Origin of the sequence: Streptomyces sp. NPDC058751 (assembly GCF_042746485.1) — a bacterium.
In the GTDB taxonomy this organism is placed as follows: domain Bacteria; phylum Actinomycetota; class Actinomycetes; order Streptomycetales; family Streptomycetaceae; genus Streptomyces.
The window spans coordinates 297,932-323,266 of record NZ_JBHYPZ010000003.1; the positions used below are offsets into that span (position 1 = coordinate 297,932).

22 protein-coding genes and 1 riboswitch are annotated in these 25,335 nt (G+C 70.1%); of the genes, 5 read left to right on the forward strand and 17 right to left on the reverse strand.

Annotation, left to right across the window (positions count from 1 at the left end; genetic code table 11):
* Positions 1-16: 16 nt before the first annotated feature.
* From ACFW6B_RS05085 to ACFW6B_RS05125, 9 genes are all read right to left on the reverse strand, one after another.
* Complete coding sequence (locus ACFW6B_RS05085) at positions 17-1,408, reverse strand: M1 family metallopeptidase (protein ID WP_386592108.1); 1,392 nt, start codon at positions 1,406-1,408, stop codon at positions 17-19.
* Positions 1,409-1,516: 108 nt separating this feature from the next.
* Positions 1,517-2,713: an ABC transporter ATP-binding protein gene (locus ACFW6B_RS05090; protein WP_386592109.1), complete on the reverse strand. Its 1,197-nt coding sequence runs from the start codon at positions 2,711-2,713 to the stop codon at positions 1,517-1,519.
* Positions 2,710-3,780, reverse strand: a complete 1,071-nt coding sequence (locus ACFW6B_RS05095) for an ABC transporter ATP-binding protein (RefSeq protein WP_386592111.1) — start codon at positions 3,778-3,780, stop codon at positions 2,710-2,712. The genes ACFW6B_RS05090 and ACFW6B_RS05095 overlap by 4 nt, the downstream gene beginning before the upstream one ends.
* On the reverse strand, positions 3,777-4,784 hold the full coding sequence (locus ACFW6B_RS05100) for an ABC transporter permease (protein ID WP_386592113.1): 1,008 nt from the start codon (positions 4,782-4,784) through the stop codon (positions 3,777-3,779). Before ACFW6B_RS05100 ends, ACFW6B_RS05095 begins: the two co-directional genes overlap by 4 nt.
* Before the next feature lie 72 nt (positions 4,785-4,856).
* Positions 4,857-6,629, reverse strand: coding sequence for an ABC transporter substrate-binding protein (locus tag ACFW6B_RS05105; RefSeq protein WP_386592115.1), 1,773 nt, complete (start codon positions 6,627-6,629; stop codon positions 4,857-4,859).
* Between the two features lie 34 nt (positions 6,630-6,663).
* Positions 6,664-7,662: an ABC transporter permease gene (locus tag ACFW6B_RS05110; RefSeq protein ID WP_386592117.1), complete on the reverse strand. Its 999-nt coding sequence runs from the start codon at positions 7,660-7,662 to the stop codon at positions 6,664-6,666.
* 478 nt (positions 7,663-8,140) lie between these two features.
* A complete protein-coding gene (locus tag ACFW6B_RS05115) occupies positions 8,141-8,941 on the reverse strand; it encodes an enhanced serine sensitivity protein SseB C-terminal domain-containing protein (protein ID WP_386592119.1) in 801 nt (266 codons plus the stop codon).
* 231 nt (positions 8,942-9,172) lie between these two features.
* Positions 9,173-9,946, reverse strand: a complete 774-nt coding sequence (locus tag ACFW6B_RS05120; RefSeq protein ID WP_386592121.1) for an enhanced serine sensitivity protein SseB C-terminal domain-containing protein — start codon at positions 9,944-9,946, stop codon at positions 9,173-9,175.
* Between the two features lie 156 nt (positions 9,947-10,102).
* Entirely contained in the window at positions 10,103-10,777 is a 675-nt protein-coding gene (locus ACFW6B_RS05125; RefSeq protein ID WP_386592191.1) for an AAA family ATPase, read from the reverse strand.
* A gap of 169 nt (positions 10,778-10,946) precedes the next feature.
* Positions 10,947-11,044: riboswitch (glycine riboswitch) on the forward strand.
* 145 nt (positions 11,045-11,189) lie between these two features.
* Here ACFW6B_RS05125 and gcvT point away from each other — a divergent pair.
* The 4 genes from gcvT (at position 11,190) to ACFW6B_RS05145 (ending at position 15,704) form a co-directional block, all read left to right on the forward strand.
* Positions 11,190-12,308: a glycine cleavage system aminomethyltransferase GcvT gene (gene gcvT / locus ACFW6B_RS05130; protein WP_386592123.1), complete on the forward strand. Its 1,119-nt coding sequence runs from the start codon at positions 11,190-11,192 to the stop codon at positions 12,306-12,308.
* 214 nt (positions 12,309-12,522) lie between these two features.
* Positions 12,523-12,900, forward strand: a complete 378-nt coding sequence (gene gcvH, locus ACFW6B_RS05135) for a glycine cleavage system protein GcvH (protein ID WP_386592125.1) — start codon at positions 12,523-12,525, stop codon at positions 12,898-12,900.
* A 12-nt stretch (positions 12,901-12,912) separates the two neighbouring features.
* Positions 12,913-14,172, forward strand: a complete 1,260-nt coding sequence (glyA, locus tag ACFW6B_RS05140; RefSeq protein WP_386592127.1) for a serine hydroxymethyltransferase — start codon at positions 12,913-12,915, stop codon at positions 14,170-14,172.
* A gap of 164 nt (positions 14,173-14,336) precedes the next feature.
* The gene (locus ACFW6B_RS05145; protein ID WP_386592129.1) at positions 14,337-15,704 is read left to right on the forward strand and encodes an L-serine ammonia-lyase; all 1,368 of its coding nucleotides are present in this window, start codon (positions 14,337-14,339) and stop codon (positions 15,702-15,704) included.
* 77 nt (positions 15,705-15,781) lie between these two features.
* On the opposite strand, the gene ACFW6B_RS05150 is transcribed toward ACFW6B_RS05145, so the two are convergent.
* On the reverse strand, positions 15,782-17,086 hold the full coding sequence (locus ACFW6B_RS05150) for a nitrate/nitrite transporter (RefSeq protein WP_386592131.1): 1,305 nt from the start codon (positions 17,084-17,086) through the stop codon (positions 15,782-15,784).
* A gap of 319 nt (positions 17,087-17,405) precedes the next feature.
* Here ACFW6B_RS05150 and ACFW6B_RS05155 point away from each other — a divergent pair, with 319 nt between their 5' ends.
* Entirely contained in the window at positions 17,406-17,948 is a 543-nt protein-coding gene (locus ACFW6B_RS05155) for an MOSC domain-containing protein (RefSeq protein WP_386592133.1), read from the forward strand.
* A gap of 88 nt (positions 17,949-18,036) precedes the next feature.
* On the opposite strand, the gene ACFW6B_RS05160 is transcribed toward ACFW6B_RS05155, so the two are convergent.
* From ACFW6B_RS05160 to ACFW6B_RS05190, 7 genes are all read right to left on the reverse strand, one after another.
* A complete protein-coding gene (locus tag ACFW6B_RS05160) occupies positions 18,037-18,249 on the reverse strand; it encodes an EF-hand domain-containing protein (RefSeq protein WP_386592135.1) in 213 nt (70 codons plus the stop codon).
* Between the two features lie 233 nt (positions 18,250-18,482).
* Entirely contained in the window at positions 18,483-19,682 is a 1,200-nt protein-coding gene (locus ACFW6B_RS05165; protein WP_386592137.1) for a YncE family protein, read from the reverse strand.
* Positions 19,682-20,506, reverse strand: coding sequence for a polysaccharide deacetylase family protein (locus tag ACFW6B_RS05170; protein ID WP_386592138.1), 825 nt, complete (start codon positions 20,504-20,506; stop codon positions 19,682-19,684). Before ACFW6B_RS05170 ends, ACFW6B_RS05165 begins: the two co-directional genes overlap by 1 nt.
* A 288-nt stretch (positions 20,507-20,794) precedes the next feature.
* Positions 20,795-21,403, reverse strand: coding sequence for an ATP-binding protein (locus tag ACFW6B_RS05175; RefSeq protein ID WP_386592140.1), 609 nt, complete (start codon positions 21,401-21,403; stop codon positions 20,795-20,797).
* Between the two features lie 249 nt (positions 21,404-21,652).
* The gene (locus ACFW6B_RS05180; RefSeq protein ID WP_386592142.1) at positions 21,653-22,420 is read right to left on the reverse strand and encodes an enoyl-CoA hydratase/isomerase family protein; all 768 of its coding nucleotides are present in this window, start codon (positions 22,418-22,420) and stop codon (positions 21,653-21,655) included.
* 123 nt (positions 22,421-22,543) lie between these two features.
* Entirely contained in the window at positions 22,544-23,791 is a 1,248-nt protein-coding gene (locus ACFW6B_RS05185; RefSeq protein WP_386592144.1) for an Ig-like domain-containing protein, read from the reverse strand.
* A 169-nt stretch (positions 23,792-23,960) separates the two neighbouring features.
* The gene (locus ACFW6B_RS05190) at positions 23,961-25,205 is read right to left on the reverse strand and encodes an Ig-like domain-containing protein (RefSeq protein ID WP_386592146.1); all 1,245 of its coding nucleotides are present in this window, start codon (positions 25,203-25,205) and stop codon (positions 23,961-23,963) included.
* Between the last annotated feature and the right edge of the window lie 130 nt (positions 25,206-25,335).

Genomic DNA, 25,335 nt, shown 5'->3' on the forward strand with positions numbered 1-25,335 from the left:
ACTTACGAAGGAAGGACTAGAGAGCCGGCTTGCCCGTGGTGAACAGCCAGGTCCGGAAGAGATCGTCGAGCTGCTGCCCGGAGATCCTCTCGGCGAGGGCGACGAATTCGGCGGTGCTCGCGTTGCCGTGGCGGTGCAGCTTCGTCCACGCGGGCAGCAGTTCGAAGAAGGCGGTGTCGCCGATGCGTTCGCGCAGCACCTGGAGGGTCATCGCGCCCCGCTGGTAGACCGCCGAGGCGAACATCGTGTCGCGCTGGGGGTCGCCGACCGTGGTCTGCCAGAAGGCGGAGTCCGCGGGCCGCTGGCCGTACCCGGCGAGGAACGAGTCGTGCGCCGACCGGGTGCCCCTGTGCTCGGCCCACAGCCACTGGGCGTAGGTCGCGAAGCCCTCGTTGAGCCAGATGTCCTTCCAGCGCGCCACCGAGACGGAGTCGCCGAACCACTGGTGGGCCAGTTCGTGCACGATGGTCGACTCCGAGCGCACCGCGGAGTACACGGGCTTCGACTGGACCTCCAGCGAGAAGCCGGCCTCGGGCATGTCGTCGACGATCGCGCCGGTCTCCTCGAACGGGTACGGGCCGAACACCTGCGACCAGTAGTCGGTGGCCTCGGCGGTGACGCCGTACACGTCGACGCTGCTGCCGTTCGCGAGCACCGGGTCGACGGCGACGTAGATCGGTGTGCCGCCCGGGGTCGTGCCCGTCCTCACGTCGAACTTCCCGATGGTCGCCGTCGCGAGGTAGGTGGCCATGGGCCGGCTCTCGCGCCAGTGGGTGACCGTGGAGGCGCCCTTGTCGCGGGTCGACACCAGCCGCCCGTTGGAGACCGCCGTCAGGCCCTTGGGGGCCGTGATGCGGATGTCGTAGGTCGCCTTGTCGGAGGGGTGGTCGCTGGAGGGGAACCAGGTGGAGGCGGCGTTGGGCTCGCAGGCGACGAACACACCGTCCGCGGTCTTCATCCACCCGTACTCGGAGCCGAACACGATCGGGCCGCCGAGCGGCTCGGGGACCCCGCCGTAGGTGACGGTCACCCTGAAGTCCTTGCCCCTGGCCAGCGGGCCGCGCGGGGTGACGCGGATCTCGTCGCCCTCCCGCGTGAAGCGGGCCGTTCTGCCGTTCACCACGACCTCGGCGACGTCCAGCTTCTGGAGGTCCAGGTCGAAGGAGGAGAGGTCACGGGTGGCCCGGGCGGTGAGGGTCGTGACGCCGTCGAGGCGGTCGGTGCCGGGGTCGTACGCCACGTCGAGGGCGTAGTGGCGGGCGTCGAAGCCGCCGTTGCCGAGCCGGGGGAAGTACGTGTCGCCGATGCCGTCCGCGCCGGGGGTGGGGGCCGAGGAGGCGGCGACGAGGAAGAAGGAGGCCGTCGCGGTGGCGAGCGCGCCTAAACGTGCCGAACGGGAGAGTGCCATGTCGCGTCCCTTTCGTACGTGTTGCCGATCGTTTCCGATCAGACGGACACGCAGGACTGTGCACTCTCCCGCTCGGACATGCTCACGACTTTGCCAAGTCGTCATGACCTACCGGTCAGTTGACTCCTGGCGGTCGGCTTCCGCGACCGTGGAGTCCGACGCCGTGGCGGCGGGCTCGGCCGGAGCCTCGACCGACGCCAGGTCGACCGCCTGCCCGGCACCCGAGAGCAGGACGACGTCCTGCGGGGCCTGGTCCGGGCCGTTCTCCGGGTGGTGGCAGGCGACGCGCTGACCGGGCCTCACCTCGAGGAGCAGCGGCTCGGTCGTCTTGCAGACCTGCGTGGCCTTCCAGCACCGGGTGTGGAACCGGCAGCCGCTCGGCGGCTTGAGCGGGGAGGGAACGTCACCCTTGAGCAGGATGCGGTCGCTCTTCGTGCCCCGACGGCTCGGGTCCGGCACCGGCACGGCCGACATGAGCGCCTTGGTGTACGGGTGCATCGGCGTCTCGTACAGCTTGGTGCTGTCGGCGAGTTCGACCATCTTGCCGAGGTACATCACCGCGACCCGGTCCGACACGTGCCGGACGACCGAGAGGTCGTGCGCGATGATCACGTACGTCAGGCCCAGCTCCTGCTGGAGGTCGTCCATGAGGTTGACGACCTGGGCCTGGATCGACACGTCCAGCGCGGAGACCGGCTCGTCGGCCACCACGAGCTTCGGCTTGAGCGCGAGCGCGCGGGCGATGCCGATGCGCTGGCGCTGACCGCCGGAGAACTCGTGCGGGTAGCGGTTGTAGTGCTCGGGGCTGAGGCCGACGAGCTCCAGCAGCCGCTGGACCTCCTTCTTGACCCCGCCCTCGGGCTCGACGCCCTGGAGCCGGAAGGGCGCCGAGACGATCGAACCGATGGTGTGACGGGGGTTGAGGGAGCCGTACGGATCCTGGAAGATCATCTGGATGTCACGGCGGAGCGGGCGCATCTTCGCGGTGCTGAGACGCGTGATGTCCCTGCCCTCGAAGTGGATCGAGCCGCCCGTCGGGTCCTGGAGGCGGGTGATGACCCGGCCCATGGTCGACTTGCCGCAGCCCGACTCGCCGACGACGCCCAGGGTCTCGCCCTTGCGCACCTCGAAGTCGATGCCGTCGACCGCCTTCACCGCCGCGACCTGGCGCTGAAGGATGCCCTTCTTGATCGGGAAGTGCTTGGTCAGACCCTCGACCCGGAGCAGCACGTCGCGGTCCTCGGGAGCCGACGCCTGCCTCGGGACCGAGGCCCCGGCAGCGTCCGTCTTCTTCGTCTCACTCACAGCTTCGGCGCAATCTCTTCGGTCCAGATCCGCGTACGGTCCTCGGTCGAGAGGTGACAGGCGGACCAGTGTCCGCCGTCGGCCAGCTCGAGCTCGGGACGCACCGTACGGGTGACGTTCCCCTTGGGGAGGTCCGCGTACGGGCAGCGCGGGTTGAAGGCGCAGCCCGAGGGGACGTTGATGAGGCTGGGCGGCGAGCCCTTGACCGGGATGAGCCGTTCCGAGGTGTCGCGGTCGATGCGGGGCATCGAGCCGAGCAGACCCCAGGTGTAGGGGTGCTGCGGCTTCTCGAAGACCTCGACCAGCGGACCGCGCTCCACGCACCGGCCGCCGTACATCACGAGGACGTCGTCGGCGATCTCGGCGACCACACCCAGGTCGTGGGTGATCATGATGACCGCGGAGCCGAACTCCTTCTGCAGGTCCCGGATCAGGTCGAGGATCTGCGCCTGGACGGTCACGTCGAGGGCGGTGGTCGGCTCGTCCGCGATGAGCAGCTCGGGGTTGTTCACCAGCGCCATGGCGATCATGGCGCGCTGGCGCATACCGCCGGAGAACTCGTGCGGGTAGCTGTCCACGCGCTTGCCCGGCTCGGGGATGCCGACCCGGTCCAGCATCTCGATCGCCCGCGTGCGGGCGACCTTCTTGCTGACCTTGTGGTGCACCCGGTAGGCCTCCACGATCTGGTTGCCGATCGTGTAGTACGGGTGCATCGCGGACAGCGGGTCCTGGAAGATCATCGCCATCTCGCGGCCGCGGAGCTTGCGCACCTCGTCCGGGGAGGCGGAGACCAGTTCCTGGCCGCCCAGCCAGATCTCGCCGGACATCTGCACGTTCTTGCCGCGCGTGCCGAGCCGGTGCAGACCCATGATCGCCTGCGAGGTGACCGACTTGCCGGAGCCGGACTCGCCGACGACGGCGAGGGTCCGGCCCTTCTCCAGCGAGAAGGTCAGTCCGTCGACGGACTTGACCAGACCGTCGTCGGTCGGGAAGTGCACCTTGAGGTCGCGGACCCGGAGGAAGGCCTCGGACGCCGTGCCGGCGCCGGTGTTGGAGAGTCCGGTCACGAGAGCCTCACCCGCGGGTCGGCGGCGGCGTAGAGCACGTCCACCAGGAGATTTGCGATCACTACGAAGAAGGCGGCGAGCAGGGTCACGCCGAGGATCTTGGGCAGGTCGTTGTCGGTGATGCCCTGCACCGCGTACTGCCCGATGCCGGGCAGCGAGAAGACGCTCTCGGTGATGACGGCGCCGCCGAGCAGCAGACCGATGTCCATGCCGAAGACGGTGATGATCGGCGTGAGGGCGGCCCTCAGACCGTGCCGGACGACGACCGTGCGCTCACCCAGACCCTTTGCGCGGGCCGTGCGGATGAAGTCCTCGTTCATCGTCTCCAGCATGCCCGAGCGGGTGAGCCGGGCATAGATGGCCGAGTACAGCAGAGCCAGCGAACACCACGGGAGGAAGAGGGTGTTGGCCCACTGCGAGGGGTTCTCGGTGAGCGGGACGTAGTCGTCTCCGAAGAGGGGCCACGTGAAGTGGAAAAGCAGGAGCGCCAGGTTGCCCGTGAAGAACATGGGCAGCGAGACACCGGCGAGCGCGATGCCCATGAAGGTCCGGTCGAGGATCGAGCGCGGCTTCAGTGCCGAGACGACACCGGCCACCACACCCGAGACCAACCACAGTACGGCGGCACCTGCGGCCAGCGAGAGGGTGATCGGAAGGCGGGAGGTGAGCTCCGGCCACACTGCCTGGTGGTTCTTGAAGGAGTAACCGAAGCAGGGTGTGTCGCAGTGCACCGTGGTGGGGCCGAGGTCGTAGTTGGCGCCGGCCACGATCCCCTTGATGAAGTGCCAGTACTGGACGTAGACGGGCTGGTCCAGACCGAGGTTGTGCTTGACAGCAGCAATGTCCGCCGGTGACGGGCTCTTGCCGATGTACTGCTGCGCCATCTGGTCCGCTGTCTGGCCGGCAAGCCGTGGCAGCAGGAAGAAGATGGCGAAGGTGACCGCGGAGACGACCAGCAGCAGGATCACTGCCGCGAACGTCCGGCGGAGGATGTACGAGATCACGGGGATCGGCGCTGGTGCCCGCGGACCTTTCGGCCCGCGGGCACCAATGCCTTCACCTGCCTTCCGGGGCTGCTACTTCGACGCGACGCCGATGTTGAGGTAGTCGTACTGACCGCTGAAGGCCGCCGAGGAAACCAGGTTGGTGTAGGTCGTCGGGCGGGCCAGCAGGACCTTGAAGTAGGTCAGCGGGACGAGGACTGCGTCGTCCATGGTCTTCTTGTCGATCTGCGTGTAGATGCTGTTGCGCTCGGCCATGTCCTGCGTGCCGATCGCCTTCGCGAGCAGGTCGTTGACGTCCTTGTTGTCGTACTGCGACAGGTTGGTGTTACCGGACTCGCCGATGGCGCTGCCGTTCAGGATCTGCTGCAGGAAGCCGTAGCCGGAGGGCCAGTCGGCACCCCACTGCATCATCTCCAGGCCGATGTTCTCCTTCTTGGTGAACTTCGGCACACCCGCGTAGTCGGTGAAGTACTTACCGGACGGGTACTGCTTGAGGTTGGCCGTGATGCCGACCTTCTTCAGCGAGTTGATGATCGCCGTGGCGGCGTCCACCTCCTGCTGACGGTCCGAACGGGCCGAGATGTTGGTGGTGATCTTGTCCTTGCCGCAGGCCTTCAGCTGCTCCTTGGCCTTGGCGACGTCACCCTTGCTGCCGGCCGACGCGTAGACGTCGGACTTCTCGTAGCCCGGGATGTCCGGCGGGAGGACCGTGGTGGCGATGTCGCCGCGGATCGGGCCGCCCTCGGCGGTCTGCACCGAGACCTTGTCGATCGCGAACTGCACGGCCTTGCGGCACTCGACCTTGTCGAACGGCGCCACGGTGGTGTTGATCGCCATGTAGACGAGACGGCCACCGTAGGTGTTGTCCGTGTTGGCCTTCTTCGAGGCGTCGGTGAGCACCTGCGCCTGGGTCGCGGCCTGGACACCCGTACCGGCGAGGTCGATCGCCTTGCCCGCGAGGACGTCCTTGTCGATCGTCTCCGGGTTGACCTTCAGCTTGACGACGATCCGGTCCGGCAGCTGCTTGCGCAGCGGGTCCGTCTTCGCGTTCCACTTGTCGTTGCGGACGAGGACGGCTTCCTTGCCCTCGGCGTAGCTCTCGAACTTGTACGAGCCCGAGGACACGATCTTCTTGACGTAGTCGACGCCGGTGTCCTTCGCCTGCGGCACCGGGGCCGTCTGCGGCGAGGCGACCAGGTAGTCGAACTCCTGGAAGGCCTGCTTCAGGTGGAAGACGATGGTGGTGTCGTCCGGGGTCTCGATGGAGGAGAGGCCCTTGCCGCTCTTGTCCTTGTAGGGACCCTTGTACTTGTCGCCGCCGACCATGAACTGCTGGAAGTAGTTCGGGCCGAGGGAGAGCACGTCACGCGCGAAGTTGGAGCGCTCGACGGCGTACTTGACGTCCTTCGAGGTGATCGGCGTGCCGTCCTCGTAGGTCAGGCCGGCGCGCAGCTTGTACGTCCAGACCTTGCCGCCCTCGCTCGGGACACCCTTGCCCTCGGCGAGGTCGGGGACGAGGGTGTTGCCCTTGTCGCCCGGACCGGGCTGGAAGGTCATCAGCGGGCGGGCCCACAGACGGCTCAGGTTGTACATGTACGCGTAGTACGTGTTGCCCGGGTCGAACGAGTCCGGGACGTCGGACAGCTCGTAGGTGAGCGTCCCGCCCTTCTTGTCCGACGCGTTCACGACGCCCTTGGTCGCGGCATCGGCGCCAGCCGACTGCGTGCCGTTGTCGTTCTTGTTGTCATCGGCCTTGCTGCAGCCCGTGAGGAACAGGCTGGCGGAACCGATGGCCGCGATCGCGGCCAGCGCTGACCTTCGCATGATGGGGGCTTTCTCCTCCATTGTTGGAAACTTTTCGATCTCTCGGTGGCAGTCGTCAGCGACTGCGCGGGTCGAGAGCGTCGCGGAGACCGTCGCCGAGCAGGTTGAACGCCAGGACGGTCAGGAAGATGGCAAGGCCCGGGACGACCATGTACGCGGGATCGACCTGGTAGTAGGTGACCGCCTCGCGGAGCATGCCGCCCCAGGACGCCTGCGGCGGCTGGATGCCCACGCCGAGGAAGCTCAGGGACGCCTCGAAGAGGATGTTGGTCGGGATGAGCAGCGTCGAGTAGACGATGATCGGGCCGACCAGGTTGGGCATGAGCTCCCGGAACAGGATGTACGGCGCCTTGGCTCCCATGCCGCGGGAGGCGTCCACGAACTCGCGCTCACGCAGGGCCATGGTCTGGCCTCGGACGATCCGGCCCAGGTAGGGCCAGTTGAAGAAGCCGATCACGAAGATGAGCACCGCGAGGTGCAGCGGCAGTCCGTTGAGACCGAACGCGCCGCCCTGCAGGCTGGCGGAGATGGAGATCGCGAACAGCAGGAGCGGGAAGGCGAGGAACGTGTCCATCAGCCGGCTGATGATCGAGTCGACCCGTCCGCCGTAGTAACCCGCGACGACACCGAGGATCGCGCCGATGACGTTCGACAGGATGGTGGCACCGAAGGCGACCACCAGCGACACCCAGGAGCCCTCCAGGATTCGGGTGGCGATGTCGCGTCCGAACTTCGGGTCCACGCCGAGCGGGTGGTCGGCGCTCATGCCGCCCAGGTCGCCCTTGGGCAGCGAGGTGTTCGGGTCGATCAGGTCCTGGTTGAAGGCGTTCGGGTCCAGCCCCAGCATCGACTGGAGAGGCCGGGCGAGGATCGCCATCAGGACGAGCAGTACGACGATGACACCGCCGGCAACCGCCACCTTGTCGCGCTTGAAGCGCGTCCAGGCGATCTGTCCCAGGGAACGGCCCTCGATCTGCCCCTTGCCGGTTCCGGCGAGCACAGCCTCTGGCTGCGCTTCCGATTCCGCCGCGGTGGTCTCGATCGGTGCGGTCACAGTGACCCGACCCCTCTCGCCGGTGGTGACCGGCCTACGACTGCCGCTGTCTGCGGCTTGGTTCACTTGCTCGCCGGGAAGTCGACCGCAGATGGTGCGGCCCGGTGACCCGGTCGATGGTTCGACTTGCACTCGCTCACAGGATCGATCGATCCGGTGTCTGATGGGCGAGTCTTCAGTGCCGCCACGATCAGGTGCCAGGCCTCATGGAGAAACTATGCGCAACCGTGATGCTTGTTGAGGGATTCCGTTATCCGAACAGTGGGTAACGAGAGTCGGACGATTGCCAATTGATCTCAAAAGACTCACAGAGTCCGTTTTGACCAGGAGCCCCGCCAAAATGGGACAATAGGCACATCTATCCGCTTCCCTGCAGGTCAGCAGCATGGAATGCACGCTTCACGAAGGCTGTGTGCAGTCTCATGATGCCAGCAGTTCTCGCACGGTTATGCGAGGGGGTCCGGAATCCGGAACGCTCTCAGTAACCGCCGCGGGCCGGCGGATAGCCGTAACCGCCCGCCGTCGGCGCCTGCGAGGGAGCCGCGTGGGCCTCGCGGTCGTAGAACGGGCGTGCGTTCGCACGCAGCCACATCGCCACCGGGTCGAACTCGTCCGACATCGCGACGGTGGAGACCGGCAGCCCGTCCGGAACCGCGCCGACGGACTGCTGCATCATCGCCCGGACCGAGTCGACGGCGGGCGGCGAGGTGTCGTACACGTCGAGACCGATGGCCAGATACGGCGCCCCGAGAGTGGGTTGGACCCAGGCGCGGCGCAACGACCGTACGGCCGGGGTGCGATGGGCGTTCTGCGTGAGCAGGGCGTAGAACTGCGGGATCTCGATGCCCGGTTCGGACAGGCTCAGCGGGCCGGCGGGCTGCCGCTCCAGACCCGTGGCGATACGGCGCAGATCCAGCCACGGGATACCGAGGCCGCCGTTCGGAGCGTGCGGATTGAGCCAGAGGCCGAAGTGGTCGGGGTACAGGGTGCGGGCGACGTCCAGCCCGTCCACGACCTCGTAACTGCGGTTCCAGCCGCTGGCCGAGAGCTCCTGGGCGGAGGTGACGCAGGGCGCGTACCCGAAGCCGTCCACCTCCATGTTCCCGTACTGGGCGTCCGGAGAGCCCGCCTGGCCGTGCCAGAGCAGCATCCACACCTGGCCGGAAGACGGTGTCGCGAGCGCGCGAAGGAGCGCCTCGTAGGCGTCGTAACGCCCGGGAGTCACCTGGCGCAGCATGTGCTCGACCTGCCCGGCCGCGGCCGTGCCCGACGCGCTCACCCTCAACCGCCCCTTCGCGAACAATTCACGACGAACTCATCCCTTGTGCCCGAGGTACCCCGGTTTACCGACATGGGTCAACACCTCGACCAGGCCATGAAACCAGCTTATGCGGCGATCGTGCTCCGCCGGGTGAAGCAGTCGAGAGCCGGGAACCCCCGCGCGGGGCGACCCGGAACCCCCGCGGCGGGGGTGCGCGGCCCGGCCGGGCGCCCCCGCCGCGGGCGCCTTTCAGTGGCCGTGCTGGTAGAAGGGCCGCACCCGGTCCCGCATCCAGTCGGCGACCGGATCCTGCGCCACGTCGAGGAGGACCAGGTTCACCGGGACGTTCACCGGGACACGGCCCAGGGCGCGGCCCAGGGCGTCCAGGGGCAGGGCCCGGACGTCGCCCTCCCACGCCGAGAGCTCGACGCCGACGAACATGACCGGTGCGTCGCCCTCGATGCTGGCCAGACAGCGGCGGGCGCTCAGGACGACGCCGGTCGCGGCGAACTCCGCCGAGGCCGCGGCGAGGAAGTCCACCGGGTCGTCCTGCCAGTCGGGCTCGAAGAGCCGCACGCGGCCCCCGGTCGCCGCCCCGTCCAGCTCGGTCCGCCCGGCCCGGCACAGCTCGGCGACGGCCGGCGGCGGCAGCGGCACGCCGACCACGCCGTCCGGGTTCACCACGATGCCGACCTGCGGGGGAAGACCGCGGGCGAACTCCACGGCGGGCGCGATCGTGTACGACATGTGGCCGCCGACGACCTGGCGGAACTGCTCCTCGGAGCTGAAGACGGGGACGTGGACCTGGCCGCCGATGTCCATGGTGGGCAGGTCGAGCGGACCGGTCTGCGGGCCGCCGCCGTTGGGCAGCGGCACCCACACGAAGCTGCGCCCGAGCACCTCGACGATGCGGGCGGCCGCCGAGGGCCCCGGCACGCCGAGGGAGGAGGACAACACCTCCTCCAGCTCGTTGCCGGGCCAACCGCCGTGCGGATGGGGGTGCGCCTGTGCCGGGAAGTCCATCTGTCTACCGTCCGCTTCGAACCATTGTTCCGGCTGGAAAGGTTAGGGCCTGCGCGGCGGATCGGGGCCGGGGACGGCCCGCGGACCCGCGTCCTCCCGCGGACCCGCGTCCGCGTCGTGGTCCGCCGGACGGGCCCGGTGGGTCCGCGCGGTCCGTCAGTGGCCGAAATCGATGCTTCGCAGCACGTCCGCCGCCTCTCGGTCGATCAGTACCGCGGAGCCGCACCCCCGGGGCAGGTTCCCCCGCTCGGCGGAGCGCAGCAGCCGGGCGATCGCGCCGCGGTGGCGGGCGAAGGCGTAGCGCGAGACGCCCCGGCCGCGCTCGCGCTGGCCGTCCAGCGCGGTGGCGGGCGTGACGTCGAGCAGCAGCAGGTGCAGCGCACCGCCACGGCGCCGGGCCTCGCGGGCGAGCCAGCGGCGCACCCAGGCCTGCGTACCGCAGTCGTGCACGACGAGTCCGCCGCCCTCGCGCAGGACGCGGCGCAGGCCGGCGTAGTGCGCGAGGCGGACGAGGGGGCGGTAGAGCGCGTACGGCACCAGCCCGGCCGCCCGGCCGTCCCAGCGGTCGCGGGTGTCCTGCGAGTCGACGCGCGTGCCCCGCACGGCCCGCCGCATCAGCGTCGACTTGCCGCTGCCGGGCAGTCCGCTGACGACGACCACGTCGTGCGGCCCGAAGCGCAGGCCGCGCGGGCTGCGTCCGGCACGGTCACGGAGATCCCGCACGACGGCCGCGGGACGCGCCGCGCGGGCGGCCCGCGCGGGTGCGCCGGGCTGCCCGGGAAGTGCGAGACCCGAGGTCGTCGCGTACGCCGAAGTCCTGTTCACCGTGATCGTCCTCCCCTTGGATGTGGAGTCCCATCCCCGTCGAGTGTAAAGAGAAGGTAATGCCCTGCGCTTCCCCATTTCGTGCGCGGACTGCCACAGCCCGGTCACAGATGGCGGGCTGCCGTGATCCGGCGGCCCGTGCGATGATGGCCGCGCCAACTGCATACCGGCCGCTTGAATCCGCGCGGGAGAGTCCTGGGTAGGTGTTACCCGGGCGCCGAAGGAGCAAGTCCCTCCCTTGAATCTCTCAGGCACCGTTACCGCGCGGGCGAGGCACATCTGAAAAGCGGGCCGCTCCGCCGGCTCCACCCAAGGTGCAAGTCACGACCACCGTTTCGCGGGGTCTTGATGAACCTCTCAGGTTCCGATGACAGATGGGGAGGAACGACCTCGCCGTCATGCCCTGGGAGCCAGACCGATGAGCAGCAACGCACCCCGTCGCACCGCGCTCGATGCCCTGCATCGTTCGCTCGGCGCGACCATGACCGACTTCGCGGGCTGGGACATGCCCCTGCGCTACGGCTCGGAGCGCGACGAGCACGTCGCCGTCCGTACGAAGGCCGGTCTCTTCGACCTCTCCCACATGGGCGAGATCACCGTCACCGGACCGCAGGCCGCGGCCCTCCTGAACCACGCGCTGGTCGGCAACATCGCCACCGTCGGCACCGGCCGCGCCCGCTACACCATGATCTGCCAGGAGGACGGCGGCATCCTGGACGACCTGATCGTCTACCGGCTCGCCGAGCACGAGTACATGGTCGTCGCCAACGCCTCCAACGCCCAGGTGGTGCTGGACGCCCTGACCGGGCGCGCCGCCGGTTTCGACGCCGAGGTGCGCGACGACCGTGACGCGTACGCGCTGATCGCCGTGCAGGGCCCCGAGTCCCCCGGCATCCTCAAGACGGTCACCGACGCCGACCTCGACGGCCTGAAGTACTACGCGGGCCTGCCGGGCACGGTGGCCGGTGTCCCGGCCCTGATCGCCCGCACCGGCTACACCGGCGAGGACGGCTTCGAGCTGTTCGTCGCCCCCGCCGACGCCGAGAAGGTGTGGCAGGCGCTCACCGACGCGGGCGCCCCGGCCGGTCTCGTCCCCTGCGGTCTGTCCTGCCGCGACACGCTGCGCCTGGAGGCTGGCATGCCGCTGTACGGGCACGAGCTGACCACCTCGCTGACCCCCTTCGACGCCGGTCTCGGCCGGGTCGTGAAGTTCGAGAAGGACGGCGACTTCGTGGGGCGCGCGGCGCTCCAGGAGGCCGCCTCGCGTGCCGAGCAGAACCCGCCGCGGGTCCTCGTCGGCCTGATCGCCGAGGGGCGCCGCGTGCCGCGCGCCGGGTTCTCGGTCGTCGCCGGCGGCGAGGTGATCGGCGAGGTCACCTCCGGCGCCCCCTCCCCCACGCTGGGCAGGCCGATCGCCATGGCGTACGTCGACGCCGCGCACGCCGCGCCGGGCACCGCCGGGGTGGGCGTGGACATCCGAGGGAAAAGCGAGCCGCACCAGGTCGTCTCGCTCCCCTTCTACAAGCGCCAGAATTGAATCCTCCCTGACCACGAAGGCAAGGGATTCCTGACTCACGCTGCTCGATGACCAGGCAAGCCATCGAGTCTGACGCGATCAGCGCCAGCCGGGTTGAAACCAGCCCGGGAAACGACACAACCGTAGCACGCAGCAACCGGCTGATTCCCCCGCGTAATCAAGGCCGTACAGCCCCGTGCAACAGCACTCCACCGCGTACAGGAGAATTCAGGTCATGAGCAACCCCCAGCAGCTGCGTTACAGCAAGGAGCACGAGTGGCTGTCCGACGCCGAGGGCGGCGTCCGGACGGTCGGCATCACCGAGTTCGCGGCCAACGCGCTCGGCGACGTCGTCTACGCCCAGCTCCCGGCCGTCGGTGACACGGTGACCGCGGGCGAGGCCTGCGGCGAACTGGAGTCGACCAAGTCGGTCAGCGACCTGTACTCCCCGGTCGACGGCGAGGTCGTCGAGGCCAACCAGGACGTCGTCGACGACCCGGCCCTGGTCAACTCCGCCCCGTTCGAGGGCGGCTGGCTGTTCAAGGTGCGCGTCACGGACGAGCCCGAGGACCTGATGTCCGCCGACGAGTACACCGCCTTCACGGCCGGCTGAGGAGTCACCTACATGTCGCTCATGAACACCCCCCTCCACGAGCTCGACCCGGACGTCGCGGCCGCCGTCGACGCCGAGCTGCACCGCCAGCAGTCGACCCTGGAGATGATCGCCTCGGAGAACTTCGCTCCGGTCGCGGTCATGGAGGCCCAGGGCTCGGTCCTGACCAACAAGTACGCCGAGGGCTACCCGGGCCGCCGCTACTACGGCGGCTGCGAGCACGTCGACGTGGCCGAGCAGATCGCCATCGACCGGGTCAAGGACCTGTTCGGCGCCGAGTACGCCAACGTGCAGCCCCACTCGGGCGCCTCCGCCAACCAGGCCGCGCTGTTCGCGCTCGCCCAGCCCGGCGACACCATCCTCGGCCTGGACCTGGCCCACGGCGGCCACCTGACCCACGGCATGCGCCTGAACTTCTCGGGCAAGCAGTTCGACGTGGTCGCGTACCACGTGGACGAGGCCGGCCTGGTCGACATGGCCGAGGTCGAGCGGCTCGCCAAGGAGCACCGCCCGAAGGTGATCATCGCGGGCTGGTCGGCGTACCCGCGGCAGCTCGACTTCGCCGAGTTCCGCCGGATCGCGGACGAGGCCGGGGCCTTCCTGTGGGTCGACATGGCCCACTTCGCGGGTCTGGTCGCGGCGGGTCTGCACCCGAACCCGGTCCCGTTCGCGGACGTGGTCACCTCCACCACGCACAAGACCCTCGGCGGTCCCCGCGGCGGCATCATCCTGGCGAAGAAGGAGTTCGCGAAGAAGCTGAACTCCTCGGTCTTCCCGGGCTTCCAGGGCGGCCCCCTGGAGCACGTGATCGCCGCCAAGGCCGTCTCCTTCAAGGTCGCCGCCTCGGACGACTTCAAGGAGCGCCAGCAGCGCACGCTGGACGGCGCGCGCATCCTGGCCGAGCGTCTGGTCCAGGACGACGTGAAGGCCGTCGGCGTGGACGTCCTGTCCGGGGGCACGGACGTGCACCTGGTCCTGGTCGACCTGCGCGACTCCGAGCTGGACGGGCAGCAGGCCGAGGACCGCCTCCACGAGGTCGGCATCACGGTCAACCGCAACGCCATCCCGAACGACCCGCGCCCGCCGATGGTCACCTCCGGCCTGCGCATCGGCACGCCCGCCCTCGCCACCCGCGGCTTCGGCGCCGAGGACTTCGCCGAGGTCGCGGACATCATCGCCGAGACGCTGAAGCCGTCCTACGACACGGAGTCCCTGAAGGCCCGTGTGTCCGCTCTGGCCGACAAGCACCCGTTGTACCCCGGCCTGAAGTAGTTCCGTAGGATTTCCTTCATTTCCTTTTCACCCGTACGGTCTCTATTCGTACGGACATCCGGGGCACCGCGCACACTGGAAGCAGAGCGCGGTGCCCCGTTCCATGCAGTCACGCACCACCTCGGCCGGACAACGGCGTCCGGCGAAACCAGCAAGGAGTTCCCGTGGCCATCTCGGTCTTCGACCTGTTCTCGATCGGCATCGGCCCGTCCAGCTCCCACACGGTGGGCCCGATGCGCGCCGCGCGCATGTTCGCCCGGCGGCTGCGCAACGAGGGCCTGCTGGCCCCGGTCACCTCGATACGCGCCGAGCTGTACGGCTCCCTGGGCGCGACCGGCCACGGCCACGGCACCCCCAAGGCGGTGCTGCTCGGCCTGGAGGGCTCCTCGCCCCGGACGGTGGACGTGGAGGGCGCCGACGAGCGGGTCGAGCAGATCAAGGCCTCGGGCCGGATCCGGCTGCTCGGCGAGCACGAGATCGCCTTCTCCTTCGACGACGACCTGGTCCTGCACCGCCGCAAGGCCCTGCCGTACCACGCCAACGGCATGACGATCTTCGCGTACGACGCCTCGGGCGCCCTCGTCCTGGAGAAGACGTACTACTCGGTCGGCGGCGGCTTCGTGGTCGACGAGGACGCGGTGGGCGAGGACCGCATCAAGCTCGACGACACGGTCCTGAAGTACCCGTTCCGCACGGGTGACGAGCTGCTGCGGCTCACGAAGGAGACCGGTCTGTCGATCTCCGCCCTGATGCTGGAGAACGAGCGGGCCTGGCGCACCGAGGAGGAGATCCGCGAGGGGCTCCTCGGGATCTGGCGCGTGATGCAGGCCTGCGTCTCGCGCGGCATGACCCGCGAGGGCATCCTGCCCGGCGGCCTCAAGGTCCGCCGCCGCGCCCCCCTCTCGGCCCGCCAGCTGCGTGCCGAGGGCGACCCGCTGGCCCACGCGATGGAGTGGATCACCCTCTACGCGATGGCGGTCAACGAGGAGAACGCGGCGGGCGGCCGGGTGGTCACCGCCCCCACCAACGGCGCGGCGGGCATCATCCCGGCGGTGCTGCACTACTACGTCAACTTCGTGCCGGGCGCCGACGAGGACGGCGTCGTGCGGTTCCTGCTCGCGGCCGGGGCGATCGGCATGCTCTTCAAGGAGAACGCCTCCATCTCGGGCGCCGAGGTCGGCTGCCAGGGCGAGGTCGGCTCGGCCTGCTCCATGGCGGCCGGCGCGCTCGCCGAGGTGCTGGGCGGCAGCCCCGAGCAGGTCGAGAACGCCGCCGAGATCGGCATGGAGCACAACCTCGGCCTGACCTGCGACCCGGTCGGCGGCCTGGTCCAGATCCCCTGCATCGAGCGCAACGGCATGGCCGCGGTGAAGGCCGTCACGGCCGCCCGGATGGCCATGCGCGGCGACGGCTCGCACCTGGTCTCCCTCGACAAGGTCATCAAGACCATGAAGGAGACCGGCGCCGACATGAGCGTCAAGTACAAGGAGACGGCCCGGGGCGGGCTGGCGGTCAACATCATCGAGTGCTGAGCGGGCACGTCCGCCCGGCACGCCGAAGGGCCGGCCCGTCGGTCGACGGGCCGGCCCTTTTCCGCGTCGGTCGGACCTCAGCGTGTCCGCGCCGGGGCCCCGGCGGCCGCCAGGGTCCGCCGGGACACCGCCTGACGGACTCCGGTCCCGGTGAAGGCCAGTGCGGCCGCGGCGACGAGTCCCAGCAGGACCAGACCGGCCCCGTAGTCGCCGTACGCCCCGTAGAGCATGCCCATGATCAGCGGCGGGAGGAATCCGCCCAGGCCGCCCGCCGCGCCGACGATGCCGGTGACGGAACCGACCTGGCTGGCCGGGGCCAGCAGCGCCACCAGGGCGAAGACCGCTCCGCTGCCCGCGCCGAGGGCGGCGCCCATGGAGAGGAAGGCGACGGTGCCGACCGGGGCCAGCGAGGGGGTCAGCGACTGCACGGCCGCGCCGACGACCAGCACGCTCAGCGATCCGGTCAGGACCCGGACCGGGCCCATGCGGTCCGACAGCCAGCCGCCGACCGGCCGCATCGCCACGGCCAGCAGCACGAATCCGGCCATCCGGTCCGCGGCGTCGGCCTGGGCCAGGCCGTAGCCGGTCTTGAGGTAGGTCGGCAGGTAGACGGAGAAGGCCACGTAGCCGCCGAACGCCACCGCGTACAGGGCCGAGGACTGCCAGGTGATGCCCAGTCGGACGGTCGCCGCCAGCCGGCGGGCGAGCGGCTCCGCAGGCACGGTGCGCCCCGGGGCGTCGCGCAGCAGGAGCGCCGCGGTCACCGCGTACACGGCCAGCACCCCGGCGGTGATCAGGAACGGGGCGGCCAGTCCGTGCGCGTCGACCAGCTTCACCGTGGTCAGGGCGCTGACGGCGGTTCCGCCCATGCCCGCGCCGAAGACCCCGATCGCCAGGCCCCTGCGCTCGGGCGGGAACCAGGCGCTGACGAGCGGCACCCCGACGGCGAAGGCGGTGCCTCCGATGCCGAGGAAGAAGCCGCCGACCAGCAGGGCGGTCAGCGAGGAGTGCCCGGCGAGTCCGAGGTAGAGCACCGGGACGATCGTGGCCGCCGAGACCAGCGGGAACATCACCCTGCCGCCGAACCGGTCGGTGAGGGCCCCGACCGGGATGCGGCCCAGCGAGCCGACCACGACCGGCACCGCCACCAGGAGCGACTGCTGGAAGGAGGACAGGTCCAGGGAGTCCTTGAAGCGCGTGCCCAGCGGGCTGAGCAGCGCCCACGCCCAGAAGTTGACGGCGAACCCGAGCGTGGCGATCGCCAGCATCAGCCACGCCTTGCCGGGCACGGCGGCCGCGGACGCCTGCGCCGGGTCCTGCCCGCGGGTCCGTTCCCGTTCCGGACCCGGCTCCGGTTCCTGGTTCCTCGACGACTGCAGCATTCCGCCCGCTCCTTCGCTCACTCCGGCCGGGTCCGGTCGTCCTCCGGTCCCGCGGGACGACGGCCCGTTCGCGCGGTCGCCGCCCGGAGCCAGAATCCGTGAGACGGGGGGTCCACGGCGTGGGCCACCCGGCCCCGGGAGCCCGGCCGATGGGGCATCACGGCGCGGCCGACCGGCCCGGCCCGCACAGCCCGTCCGGGCCGGCGCGGGCGTGCCGCCCACACGTGCGGGCGCGGAGGGGGCCGGACCGGGGCCTTACGATTTGGCCGGTCACCGGCGCGACCGGGCGCCGGACGAACGGGTAACGGGGAGTGGTCACATGGGCGGGACGGTCACAGCGGTCAGCAGGAACGGGACGTACTCGTTCACCAAGCCGAACCGGGAGAGCGTCACCCTGCTCGCCGGGCTCGGGGTGGAGGGCGACGTGCACGCCGGGACGACGGTCAAGCACCGGTTCCGGATGGAGAAGGACCCCACGCAGCCGAACCTGCGGCAGGTGCACCTCATGCACGAGGAGCTGTTCGACGAACTCCGGGAGGCCGGGTTCGAGGTCGCGGCCGGTCAGCTCGGCGAGAACGTCACCACCCGGGGCGTCGATCTGCTGGGGCTCCCCACCGGGACGCGGCTGCGCCTCGGGGCGGAGGCCGTCGTCGAGGTGACCGGACTGCGCAATCCCTGCGCCCAGATCGACGGCTTCAGGAAGGGACTCCTGAAGGAGGTCGTCGGACGGGACGCGGACGGGCGGGCCCGGTTCCGGTCCGGGATCATGGGGGTCGTCCTCGCCGGCGGAGTGGTACGGCCCGGCGACGGCGTGGCCGTGGAGCTCCCGGACGGGCCGCACCGGCCCCTGGAGATCGTCTGACCCCGCTCCGGGACGCGGGGACCCGGGATGTCCGGGTACGCGGAAGGGGCGCCCGCCGAAGGACCGGTGGGCGCCCCTTCCGCCGACGTCACTTGTTCAGGTGGGTCCAGAACTCGTCGAACGAGAGGACCTTGTCGCCGTTGAGGTCGCGGCTGGCGATGACGGCCTCCGCCACCGTCTCGGTGACGTTCCAGTCGCCGCCCTGGGCGAGAGCGCTCTTGAACTCGGCCGCGGTGATGAATCCGTCACCGTCCGAATCGATCCGCTCGAACTGCTTGCGTGCTTCCTCGATGTCGGCCACCGATCCACCCCTTCGTCGTGCATCACTGCATGCGTCAGCCTTTTGTACGAAGGTCAGGTTAACGGTCTCCCCGAGCGCGCAATGCGGCGAGTACCCGGGCGAATCTCACACGGCCCGGACGGAGGCCCGGTCCGCCCCTCGCGCTCACGGAGACCGAGGCCCCCGCCCACCCGCGGGTCGCGGGGCCCGCAGGCGGCGCGACGGTGTGCGGGCGTGGGCCGCCGACGGCGGGCCTAGCGGAAGATGCCGGTGTGGCCGAGCGAGTACCGGCCGGGCTGGGGGTAGACGGCGAGGCCGTGCGGGCCGCTGCCGACGGGGATGCGGGCGAGCTGACGGCCGGTGCGGGTGTCGATGGCGTACACCTCCGCGTCGTAACGGCCGGAGAGCCACAGGACCTTGCCGTCCGCCGAGACACCGCCCATGTCGGGGCTGCCGCCGTCGGGCAGGCGCCACTTCTTGGTGAGCCGGTTCTGCGGGAAGTCGAAGACGGAGACGGTGCCTTCGCCGCGGTTGGAGATGTACATCTCGCGCGAGTCCCGGCTGATGTACAGCCCGTGGGCGCCCTTGCCCGTGTGCAGCAGCGTCGGCTGGGTGAACCTGTCACCGTCGAGGACCCACACGCCGTGGGCCATCATGTCGGCGATGTAGAACCTCTTGCCGTCCGGGGAGATCTTCACGTCCTGCGGCATCGCCCCGTGGAGGGGCAGTCTCTGCTGGCCGATCACCTTCATCCGCTCGGTGTCGACCTTCAGCAGCTCACCGCTGAACTCGCAGGACACGATGAAGTAGCGGCCGTCCGGGGAGAAGTCGGCGTGGTTGACGCCGTAACAGCTGACCGGTTCCGCCTTGACGGTCTTCATGGTGTGCGCGTCGCGGAAGACGAGCTCGCGGTCCAGGGAGGCCATCACGATCGCGTGCTTGCCGTCGGGCGTGAAGTAGAGGTTGTACGGGTCGTGCACGTCGACCGGCTCGCCCGCCCTGCCGGTCCTCGGGTCGATGGGGGTGAGGGTGTTGCCCCGGTCGTTGTTGACCCACAGGGTCTTCATGTCCCAGGAGGGGACGACGTGCTGGGGCTGGTTGCCGACCGGGATCGTCTCGATCACCTTGTACGTCTTCGGGTCGATGACCGAGACCGTGTTGGAGTTGGTGTTGGGCACGTAGACGCGGGACGGGAAGTCCTTGACCACCGGGGAGAGCCGGTTCGGGCGGTCGGCTGCGTAGACGTCCGCCGGGTCCAGCAAGGGGGGCATGCCGGGCAGGCCCTGGACGGCCGGCTTCTTCACCGGGGCGGGCCGGACGGCCGCGTTGGTGGTCGCGCGGGCCTGCTCGGCGTGGTCCCGGGAGGAACCGCCGCAGCCCGCGAGGAGGGCGAGCGCGGTGAGGGCGGCACCGGCGATCAGCGCGCGGCGCGGGGAGGAGGGTGGTGTCGGCATCAGCTCAGCAGCTCCGTGGTGGTGACCGCGCCGAGGCCGCGGCGGTCGAGTTCGTGCAGGAGGGCGGGGAGGGCGGCGACCGTGCCGGGGTGTCCGAAGTGCAGGCTCACGACGGAGCCGGGACGGATCTCGGCCAGCACCTTGCGGGTGACGGCGGCGGCTCCCGGATCGGTGTGGTCGAGGGAGTCGACGTCGTAGGAGAGCGTGTGCGGGTAGCCCGCGTCGCGGGCGAGGCGCTGGACCAGGGGGGAGGCCCGGGGACTGCGGGAGGGCCGGAACCAGGTGCCGATCGAGCCGGTGAGCCGCTTGAGGCGGTCCGCGCAGCCCCGGATCTCCGCGGCCGCCTCCGTCGCCGTCATGGCGTTGATGTCGAGGTGGCGCAGGGTGTGGTTGCCGAGGTCGTGGCCGCCGTCGAGGACGCGGCGGGCGAGGTCCGGGTGCTCGTCCAGCCAGGTGCCGACGGCGAGGACGGTGACCCGGGCGCCGGCCCGCTCCGCTTCGCCGAGCAGTGCCTTCGCGACGGCGGGCTCGCCCTGGCCGTGGAAGGTGAGGGCCACGCGGGGCGGGTGGGTGCGGGGGCCGTGGGTGATCTCGAGGGGCTGGGCGGGATAGCGGCGGGGGGCGGGCGCGGTGACCGGGCGGGTCACCGTGGCGGCGGGCGCGGCCGGAGGCGTCGCGAGGGAGTGGGGGCGGGTGCTCCGCTCGGCGGAACAGCCCGCGGCCGCCCCGGCGGCGAGGGTTCCCGCGGTGAGCGCGAGTCCCGTGAGCAGGGCGGCGCGCCGGGGCGGGGCGGGGGCTGCCGGGTCTTCGGCGGGCGTGGTCACCGGACCATTTAAGGGCGAATGGGACGGAAAACCGGCGATTGGTCCGATCGGACGGCCGTACGGGTCGCCCCACGGCTTCCGGGCACGAGGCCGTACGGGGACGAGGGGCCAACCCACGGAAACTACGGGGACGTACGGAACCACAGGGGCACACGGAACCACGGGGACGTACGGGAGCGACGGACCCGCGAGCGGAGCGGGACCCGCCGTCCCGGATCGACGGGCCGGTCCACGACGGCCGGCGGCCGGAGCGGACCGGTGACCGGGCGGGTCGGCGGCCGGAGCGGATCAGCGGTCGACGACGCGCATCTCGAACCAGGTGGTCTTGCCGCGGGGCAGCAGGTCGACGCCCCAGCGGTCGGAGAGCTTGTCGACGAGGAAGAGGCCCCGCCCGCTCAGGTCCAGTTCCTGGACCGGCATGAGACAGGGCAGACCGCGCGAGGGGTCACGGACCTCGATGCGGATCCAGCCCCGGCGGCGGCGCGTGCGGAGTCCGAAGACGCGGGCGCCCGTGTGCCGTACGGCGTTGCCCACGAGTTCGGAGACGAGCAGGACGACGTCCTCGGTCATCTTCGGGGAGAGCCCCCAGTGCCGCAGGACCACGACCTGGGCGAGCCGCCGCGCGGTGGCCGCGGACTCCGGACGGGACGGCAGCAGCACCTCCGCCTCGGCGGGATTGCCGAACAACTCCAGCGCCTTGAGGGCCCGTTCGTCCTCGACCGCAGGTGTCCAGCGCGCCGCGGTCGCACTTCCGTGCCGCCGCGGCTGTTCCATGCCCTCCAGCCCCGCCATGCCCCCATCATGGCCGTCCACCGCCCCCGCCGGGGCCGTTCCAAAGGATTGGGCCCCCCGGAACGGGACATTCCGCACCATTCGATAGGCATATGCCAACGGCATTTCAGAGGCGGCCACAGCCCGTCCGACCTGCCGGAACCGACCGTTCGAGGGCAATCGCCCCGTCTCCCGACAAGGCACGCTTAAGGCTGCCTTAAGGCTGCGGCAAAGCGCCCCATCGAGGGACACCGGCAGGACACCGCGTCAACCACGGGTGGACCGGAGGGAACCGGGAGGGCGGAACCGGCCGCGCCGGCCCGGGAGGCGGACGCCGCGCCCCGGGCCGGCGCGACGGACGGCTCGGCGGACGGCTCAGAGGAACTTCGCCTTGCCGGGGCCCTCCTCCACGAAGCTCCGCATCCCCCGCTCGCGGTCCTCCGTCGCGAACAGGCCCGCGAACCAGTTCCGCTCGACGGTCAGCCCGGTCTCGATGTCCGTCTCCAGACCGGCGTCGATGGCCTCCTTGGCGGCCCGCAGCGCGATGGCCGGGCCCTGCGCGAGCTTGGCCGCCCAGGCGTGCGCGGCGCTGTAGACCTCGTCGGCGGGGACGACCCGGTCGACCAGACCGAGGGCGAGGGCCTCGTCGGCCTTGACCATGCGGCCGGTGAAGATGAGGTCCTTGGCCTTGGAGGGGCCGATGAGCCGGGAGAGCCGCTGGGTTCCGCCGGCGCCGGGGATCAGACCGAGCAGGATCTCCGGCTGGCCCAGCTTGGCGTTGTCCCCGGCGATGCGGTAGTCGGCGCACAGGGCCAGTTCGCAGCCGCCGCCGAGCGCGTATCCGGTGACGGCGGCGACGACGGGCTTGGGGATGCGGGCGACGGCGGTGAAGGAGTCCTGCAGGGCCCGGGACCGCACGACCATCGCGGCGTGGTCCATGGCCTGCATCTCCTTGATGTCCGCGCCCGCCGCGAACACCTTCTCCCCGCCGTACAGCACCACGGCGCGGACGTCCGGCCGGTTCGTGGCCTCCTCGGCCAGTTCCTTGAGGCGGTCCTGCGTCGCCACGTCCAGGGCGTTCATGGGAGGGCGGTCCAGGCGGATGGTACCCACGCCTTCGGCCACTTCGAGATGCACAGTCATGTAAGCAGGTTAATGGCCGTTAACGCCACCGGGCCGGGTGTGCTGAGTCACAGCACACCCGGCCCGGTGGGGAGCGGTCACGCGAGCCGGACGAGAGCCGTCACGCGGCCCGGTGCGGCGGGATCACTTGGTCCAGTCCGCCCAGGACATGTTCCAGCCGTTGAAGCCGTTGGCCGGGTCGACCGTCGGGTCGGTGGAGTTCTTCACGACCACCACGTCACCGACCATCGAGTGGTTGAAGAACCAGGCGGCCGGCACGCCGCTGTCGTAGCCGCCGCGCACGTCGCGCAGACCGACGCAGCCGTGGCTGGCGTTGTAGTTGCCGAAGGCGCCGCCGCCCCAGTAGTTGCCGTGCACGAAGGTGCCGGAGTTGGTCAGGCGCATGGCGTGCGGGACGTCCTTGATGTCGTACTCGCCGTCGTAGCCGACGGTGTCGCCGTTCATCCGGGTCACCTTGAACTTCTCGCTGATGACCATCTGGCCGTTCCAGGTGGCGTAGCCGGCCTTGCCGGTGGTCACCGGGATGGTCTTGACGACCTTGCCCTCCTGCATGACCTTCATCGTGTGCTTCTTGGCGTCCACGACGGACACCTGGTCCCGGCCGATGGTGAAGGAGACGGTCTTGGCCTGCTTGCCGTAGACGCCCTTGCGGCCCTCGACGCCGTCGAGGTTCAGCTTCACGGTGACCTTGGTGCCGGCCTTCCAGTACTTCTCGGGCCGGAAGTCGAGGCGGTCGTTGCCGAACCAGTGGCCCTGAACGTCGACGGCCGGCTCGGTCGTGATCTTGATGGCCTTCTCGACGTCGTCCGGCTTGGTGATGCCCCGGGTGAAGCGGACCGAGAACGGCATGCCGACGCCGACCTTGGAGCCGTCCTCGGGCGTGAAGTTGCCGGTGAAGGTGTTCTGCGGGCTCAGCGTCGTGAAGGACGAGTCCTCGGCCGCCGTGCGGCCCTCGGAGTCCTTCGCGACCGCGTGCACCTTGTACTTGGTGGACGCCGCGAGGTGCGTGGCGGGCGTCCAGCCGGCGCCGTCGGCCGATATCTCGCCGTCGATCTTCGTGCCCTCGTCGTCCTTGACGGTGACCTCGGTCAGCTTGCCCTTACTGGCCGTGACCTTGAGGGTGCCGCTGGTGTCGACGTCCTTGGCGCCGGCCTTCGGCGCGATCGTGACGACGGCCACCGACTGCTTGCTCTCCGCGGTGGTGCTGCCCTTGCCGTCCTTGTCCTTCCCTTCGGACCCCGAGTCCGTTCCCCCGCCTCCGCCGCAGGCCGTGACGGCCAGCAGCGCACCGCCGACGATCACCGCCCACCGCTTGTTGCGGCCGCGTGAGCGTCCACCTGCCGACGCCCCCGATATCGGTCGCACGTTCACAGTCTTTCTCCCCTCGCAAGGCCTGATCAGGCCCCCCACCCCAGCGCGTCCCGCGCGATCACTGGCGCATATTAACCTCACGGTTTTGAGCTCCGTGTCAGGCCAATGTCACCGTTCCGTCGCAACTTGGACCATCGGCCGCGAAGATGGTTGCACCGGGGAGCGAAGATCAGTCGACCGCGCTGCCGGTCCTCCACTCCTTCCAGCCCATGTTCCAGCCGCCGAGTCCGTTGTCGGGGGCGACTTCCTTGTCCTCGCTGTGGACCACCTCGACGACGTCCCCGACGAGGGTGCGGTCGAAGAACCAGCCCGCCGGGGTGTCGGAGCCGCCGCCCTTCACGTCGCGCAGGCCCACGCAGCCGTGGCTCACGTTGGCGTTGCCGAAGACGTCCTGCGCCCAGTAGTTGCCGTGCAGGAAGGTGCCGGACTCGGTCAGCCGCATGGCGTGCGGCACATCCGGGATGTCGTACTCGCTCTTGCCGTCCTTCTTCTTGAAGCCGACCGTGGCACCGTTCATCCGGGTCAGTTCGAACATCTCGGTGACGACCATCTTCCCGTTGTACGTCGTCGACTTCGGCGCGCCCGCCGTGATCGGCACCGTGGCGAGGAGGTCGCCGTCACGGCGCACCTCCATGGTGTGGGCGGCGGCGTCGACGAGGGACCTCTGGTCGCGGCCCACGGTGAACGAGAAGGTCCTGGACTGGAGTCCGTACACACCGGGTGACCCCTCGACGTCGCGCAGCCGCAGCGCCACGGTGACCTTCGTGCCCGGCTTCCAGTACCGCTCGGGACGGAAGTCGACGCGCCCGCCGCCGAACCAGTGCGCGCGGATCTCGACCGGCGGCCGCGCCTCGACGTGGATGGCCCGCTCGACGGCGGCCCGGTTCTCCACCTCCCGGTTGAACTCGAGGGAGACGATCATCCCGGTGCCGACGACGGAGCGGTCCTCCGGGGTGACGTACCCGATGAACCGCTCGTCGGGGACGGCCGTGGTGAACGTGGTGTGGCGTGCCGAGCGGTGCCCGTCGCCGTCCAGGGCCACCGCGTCCACGGTGTACTCGGCGGCCAGGGCGAGCCGCCTGTCGTCCGGTCTCCAGGACAGGCCGTCGTCGCTGATGCGTCCCGGAACGGGCGACTCCCTGGCGTCCTGGGACTTGACGACCTTCACGGACTCCAGGCGCCCGCCGGGCACCCGTACCACCAGCGCCTCCCCGGGCCGTACGCCCTTGGCGTCGTCGTCGGGCGAGACGCGGATGACGTCCTCGGCCGAGCGCGGTTTGCCGAACGCCTCCCCGATCCCGTCCGAGATCCCGCCGGAGGTGCAGCCGGAGGCTCCGGCCAGCAGACCGGCCCAGGTCAGTACGGCGGCCAGCGCGGCCCCTGCGCGCCACGCGCGCGTCTGTACGTGCTTCACAAGGGACCCAACGACGCCGCCCCTCCGGGGAAACGTGAGTGCGAGGCACGCTCTGGGCAGAACAGTGGGGAGGACGACACGACGAGGAGCCGCGACCGGGACGCCGCGCACCCTTTTCCGTACCGTTCCA

Coding starts and splice junctions, on each gene's coding strand:
- ACFW6B_RS05085 (WP_386592108.1), bottom strand. CDS start 1,408: ATGGCACTCTCCCGTTCGGCACGTTTAGGCGCGCTCGCCACCGCGACG.
- ACFW6B_RS05105 (WP_386592115.1), bottom strand. CDS start 6,629: ATGGAGGAGAAAGCCCCCATCATGCGAAGGTCAGCGCTGGCCGCGATC.
- ACFW6B_RS05120 (WP_386592121.1), bottom strand. CDS start 9,946: ATGGACTTCCCGGCACAGGCGCACCCCCATCCGCACGGCGGTTGGCCC.
- gcvT (WP_386592123.1), top strand. CDS start 11,190: ATGAGCAGCAACGCACCCCGTCGCACCGCGCTCGATGCCCTGCATCGT.
- gcvH (WP_386592125.1), top strand. CDS start 12,523: ATGAGCAACCCCCAGCAGCTGCGTTACAGCAAGGAGCACGAGTGGCTG.
- glyA (WP_386592127.1), top strand. CDS start 12,913: ATGTCGCTCATGAACACCCCCCTCCACGAGCTCGACCCGGACGTCGCG.
- ACFW6B_RS05150 (WP_386592131.1), bottom strand. CDS start 17,086: ATGCTGCAGTCGTCGAGGAACCAGGAACCGGAGCCGGGTCCGGAACGG.
- ACFW6B_RS05155 (WP_386592133.1), top strand. CDS start 17,406: ATGGGCGGGACGGTCACAGCGGTCAGCAGGAACGGGACGTACTCGTTC.
- ACFW6B_RS05165 (WP_386592137.1), bottom strand. CDS start 19,682: ATGCCGACACCACCCTCCTCCCCGCGCCGCGCGCTGATCGCCGGTGCC.
- ACFW6B_RS05175 (WP_386592140.1), bottom strand. CDS start 21,403: ATGCCGTTGGCATATGCCTATCGAATGGTGCGGAATGTCCCGTTCCGG.
- ACFW6B_RS05180 (WP_386592142.1), bottom strand. CDS start 22,420: ATGACTGTGCATCTCGAAGTGGCCGAAGGCGTGGGTACCATCCGCCTG.